This window comes from Actinomadura sp. KC216 (assembly GCF_004348535.1).
Classification (GTDB): domain Bacteria; phylum Actinomycetota; class Actinomycetes; order Streptosporangiales; family Streptosporangiaceae; genus Spirillospora.
This window is the reverse complement of record NZ_SMJX01000514.1, coordinates 1-3,894: the sequence shown is the minus strand read 5'-3', so window position 1 is coordinate 3,894 and position 3,894 is coordinate 1. Positions and strand designations below refer to the sequence as shown.

Here is a 3,894-nt window from a genome sequence, read left to right as displayed (position 1 = left end):
TCCCGCCCCTCACCCCGGCCCGTGCCCGCACCGGCGGCGCCGGCATCCCCGGAGCGACCCGCGCCGGCGCAGTACAGTGGGCAGCCGCCCATTCGCGATCCGGGGAGCGGGGAGGACGCCACCGTGCCGACCGGGGTGCACATCCGCGACGTGCGCGAGCAGCTGTTCGGCGCCGCCGAGCGCGTCCTGCTCGACGCCGGGCCGAGCGCGCTGACCAGCCGCGCCGTCACCACCGAGGCGGGCTGCGCCAAGGGCGTCCTGCACCGCCACTTCGACGACTTCGACGACTTCCTCGCCGAGTTCGTGCTGGCCCGCGTCCACCGGATGGACGCCCAGGCCGCCGCCCTGCGCCGCGCCGCCGGGACCGGCACCGTCGTCGGCAACCTCACCGGCGCGCTGACCGCCGTGTTCGGATCGGCCGCCGTCGCGATCGTCGCGCTCGTCACCTTCCGCGACGAGCTGCGCGCCCGGCTGCGCCGCACCTGGCCCGCCGGCGTCCCCGTCCTCACCGAGGCCGCGGAGATGATCGCCTCCTACCTGGCCGGCGAGCGCGACCTCGGCCGCCTGGACGCCGCCGCCGACGTCGACACGCTCGCGTTCACGCTCATCGGCGCCGGGCACATGCTGTTCGCCGACCGGCAGGCCGCCCCGCCCGGCGCCGAAACCGTCCGCAGGACGGTGACCAGCATCATCGCCCCGGCCCTGGCGCCGTAGCCGGGCCGGCGCGGCCGCCGATACCCTGGTGGTTCCGGATCATCTGCCTCCTGTCGCGCCGTTCAACGGATGTCCACCCTGCAGACGTGCGGTGACGAGGAAAGGTGACCGATGGACGAGCACGGCGCGCTGGCCGAACGGTTCGAGGCGCACCGCGGGCTGCTGCGCGCGGTCGCCTACCGGATGCTCGGCTCGGCCGCGGAGGCCGACGACGCCGTCCAGGAGGCGTGGCTGCGGCTCGCCCGCACCGACCCCGCCGGGATCGCCAACCTGGAGGCGTGGCTGCGGACCGTGGTGTCCCGGCTGTGCCTGGACATGCTCCGCGCCCGCGCGTCCCGCCGCGAGGAACCCTACGCCTGGCACGCGCCCGCCGGGGAGGCCGCCGGCGGCGACCCCGAGCGGGAGGCCGAGCTGATCGACCAGGTCGGCCGCGCCATGCTCGTCGTCCTGGACCTCCTCGGGCCCGCCGAGCGCGTCGCGTTCGTCCTGCACGACGTGTTCGCCGTGCCGTTCGAGGAGATCGCCGCGATCGTCGGCCGCACCCCCTCCGCCGCCAAGAAGCTCGCCAGCCGCGCCCGGCTCCGCGTCCGCGGCACCCCCGCCGTGCCCGCCGCCGAACTCGCCCGGCAGCGCACCGTCGTCGAGGCGTTCCTCGCCGCCGCCCGCGACGGCGACCTGGACGCGCTGCTCGCCGTCCTCGCACCCGACGTCGTCCGCCGCGCCGACCCCGCCGTCCTGCCGCCCGGCCGCGACCCCGTCGCCCGCGGCGCCCAAGCCGTCGCCCGCGAGACGCGGCTGTTCGGCCGCCGCGCCCGGCACGCCGCGCCCGCCCTGGTCGGCGGGCACGCCGGCGCCGTCGTCGCCCCCCACGGGCGCCTCCAGCTCGCCATCGCGATCACCGTCCGCGACGGCCGCGTCGCCGAGTACGAGCTCATCGCCGACCCCGGCCGGCTGCGCCGCCTCGACCTGGCCGTCCTCGACCCGCCCGTCCTCGGCCGGCCCTGACCCGGGGCGGGTTCCGCGCGGCGGGGCCGGTAGGTGATGCTGGGGCGATGATGCACTTCGCGGACGCCGCCCAGTGGGAGGCGTGGCTGGCCGACAACCACGAGATGGAAGGCGGCGTCTGGCTGAAGATCGCCAAGAAGGGCGCCCCGATCAGCTCCATCACGATCAGGGAGGCGCTGGACGTCGCGCTGTGCTACGGCTGGATCGACAGCCAGCGCAAGTCCAACGACGAGCACAGCTACCTGCAGCGCTACTCCCGCCGCCGCAAGGGCAGCCCCTGGTCGCGGGTGAACGTCGAACGCGTCGAGGAGCTGACCGCCCAGGGGCGGATGCGCCCGCCGGGCCTGGCCGAGGTCGAGGCCGCCCGGGCCGACGGGCGCTGGGACGCCGCCTACGCCGCGCAGCGCAACGTCACCGTCCCCGACGACCTGGCCGAGGCGCTCGCCGCGCACCCCGACGCCGCCGCCCGCTTCGACGCGCTCGACAAGACCCGCCGCTACCAGGTGATCCTGCCGCTGCTCAAGGCCCGCACCCCGGCCGGGCGCCGCGCCCGCCTCGACAAGGCGATCACCGAACTGCTCCAGCCCCCACCCGGATGAGCCGTTCCGCCGCCGGGGGGAGGACCGGGGGCTCAGGGCCGGTTGAGCTCCCGCAGGACCGCGTCGAGACGGTCGTAGCCCTCGGCGGCGCCGCGGTCCATCGGCGACTCGACGACCAGGTCACGGACCCGCCGGGACGCGAACAGGAACGTGGTGGTGAGCGTGGTCGTCCCGCCCCGCTCGGCCAGATCGTGGGTCACCACCGCCTCCCCGGGATACCAGTGGTCGTCGAACGACTCGGTGTAGACCAGGCGGGCCGGCGCGTCGATCTCCCGGTAGCGGCCGCCGGCCGCCATGCCCGCCCCGCCGGGACCCCGCCACACGAACCGCCACGCGCCGCCGACCCGCAGGTCGATCTCCGCCTCGACCACGTCCCAGCCGTGCGCGCCGTACCAGCGCTTGACCAGGCCGGGTTCGGTCCAGGCCACGAACACCAGCGCGCGGGGCGCGGCGAAGTCCCGGGTCAGGACGATCGCCCGGTCCGAGGGGGTGGCGACCGTCACGGGCGCCAACGCGGATCCCTGCCGATGAAGCCCAGCAGGCGGTCCTGCGCGGACGCGTCCGGGCCGACCTCCACCTCCGGGCCGAACACCTCGACGCCCGGGCCGAACGCGCCCGGAGTCCGCAGCTTCCGCATCGTCTCCGCCGGGATCGCGGTCACACCCGAAAGGGCCGCCTCGACGTCGGCCGGGTCGATCGTGTCGTCCTGCCCGGTGGCCCTGGCCAGGTCCCAGCCGTGCAGCGGCAGGTCCTGGGAGACGACCTGGTCGATGTGCTGCAGCGCGGTCAGCCGCCCCGACGGCGTGTCGCACTCGCGCGCCGACAGCGCGGGATCGGCCAGGACGGCCTCGACGTCGGCGCGGGCGGCGCGGAACGCGGCCCCCGGGTCCTCGGCGACGCCCGGCGCGGGCGACAGGCCGCGGCCGAGCGGCCTCAGCATCACCTCGTGCATGTCGACGATGTGCTGCACGACGTCCCTGGCCGTCCACTTCTCGCACGGCGACGGGTTGCCCCACTGATCGTCGCGGACGGCGGCGACCTTGGCGCCGAACGCGTCGGCGCGGCGCCGGTACCGCCCGGCGATCTCCGCGGCGCCCGCGGCGTCCGCGCGCTGCCGGTACCGCTCCTCGAACTCACTCATCGCCGCTCTCCCTCTTCAGCTCGCCGAGCAGGACGTCCAGGTTCTGGAAGCGGTCCTCCCAGAACACGCGGTAGTTCTCCAGCCAGCCCGCCGCGTCCTCCAGCGGGCCGGGACGCAGCCGGCACGGCCGGCGCTGCGCGTCACGTCCCCGCGTGATCAGGCCCGCCCGCTCCAGGACCTTCAGGTGCTTGGACACCGCGGGCTGGCTCATCGCGAACGGCGCGGCCAGCTCCGACACCGACGCCTCGCCGCTGCGCAGCCGCGCCAGGATCGCCCGGCGCGTCGGGTCGGCCAGCGCCGCGAACGTCGCGTCGAGCCCGGCCGTGCCCGCCGTGGCGGAATCGCTCATGACCACCTGCTTCCATGACCAGGGCCTTTAACCTACTGGTTCTATAACCGGGCGGTCAAGGACGGTGGGCGGGGGCGGGGGAAGGG

General features: G+C 75.9%; 6 protein-coding genes. 3 read left to right on the top strand and 3 right to left on the bottom strand.

The annotated features are described in order from the left end of the window. Positions 1-123 precede the first annotated feature (123 nt). The 3 genes from E1264_RS41250 (at position 124) to E1264_RS41240 (ending at position 2,318) form a co-directional block, all read left to right on the top strand. Positions 124-714: a TetR/AcrR family transcriptional regulator gene (locus E1264_RS41250; protein ID WP_132182805.1), complete on the top strand. Its 591-nt coding sequence runs from the start codon at positions 124-126 to the stop codon at positions 712-714. 111 nt (positions 715-825) lie between these two features. Continuing rightward, on the top strand, positions 826-1,719 hold the full coding sequence (locus tag E1264_RS41245) for a sigma-70 family RNA polymerase sigma factor (RefSeq protein ID WP_132182803.1): 894 nt from the start codon (positions 826-828) through the stop codon (positions 1,717-1,719). 47 nt (positions 1,720-1,766) lie between these two features. After that, positions 1,767-2,318 carry a YdeI/OmpD-associated family protein gene (locus E1264_RS41240; protein WP_132182801.1) on the top strand — a complete coding sequence of 184 codons (552 nt, stop codon included), beginning with the start codon at positions 1,767-1,769 and terminating at the stop codon, positions 2,316-2,318. 32 nt (positions 2,319-2,350) lie between these two features. Here E1264_RS41240 and E1264_RS41235 read toward each other — a convergent pair whose 3' ends face one another. The 3 genes from E1264_RS41235 to E1264_RS41225 are packed head-to-tail and all read right to left on the bottom strand — an operon-like array spanning position 2,351 to position 3,808. After that, positions 2,351-2,821, bottom strand: coding sequence for an SRPBCC domain-containing protein (locus E1264_RS41235; protein WP_243711489.1), 471 nt, complete (start codon positions 2,819-2,821; stop codon positions 2,351-2,353). Then, positions 2,818-3,459, bottom strand: a complete 642-nt coding sequence (locus E1264_RS41230; protein WP_132182797.1) for a TIGR03086 family metal-binding protein — start codon at positions 3,457-3,459, stop codon at positions 2,818-2,820. The genes E1264_RS41235 and E1264_RS41230 overlap by 4 nt, the downstream gene beginning before the upstream one ends. Next, positions 3,452-3,808, bottom strand: a complete 357-nt coding sequence (locus E1264_RS41225) for a metalloregulator ArsR/SmtB family transcription factor (protein WP_132182795.1) — start codon at positions 3,806-3,808, stop codon at positions 3,452-3,454. Before E1264_RS41225 ends, E1264_RS41230 begins: the two co-directional genes overlap by 8 nt. Between the last annotated feature and the right edge of the window lie 86 nt (positions 3,809-3,894).

Bases quoted from the DNA above. Each gene is read 5' to 3' on its own strand.
- E1264_RS41245 (WP_132182803.1), top strand. From the start codon at position 826: ATGGACGAGCACGGCGCGCTGGCCGAACGGTTCGAGGCGCACCGCGGG.
- E1264_RS41225 (WP_132182795.1), bottom strand. From the start codon at position 3,808: ATGAGCGATTCCGCCACGGCGGGCACGGCCGGGCTCGACGCGACGTTC.
- E1264_RS41240 (WP_132182801.1), top strand. From the start codon at position 1,767: ATGATGCACTTCGCGGACGCCGCCCAGTGGGAGGCGTGGCTGGCCGAC.
- E1264_RS41230 (WP_132182797.1), bottom strand. From the start codon at position 3,459: ATGAGTGAGTTCGAGGAGCGGTACCGGCAGCGCGCGGACGCCGCGGGC.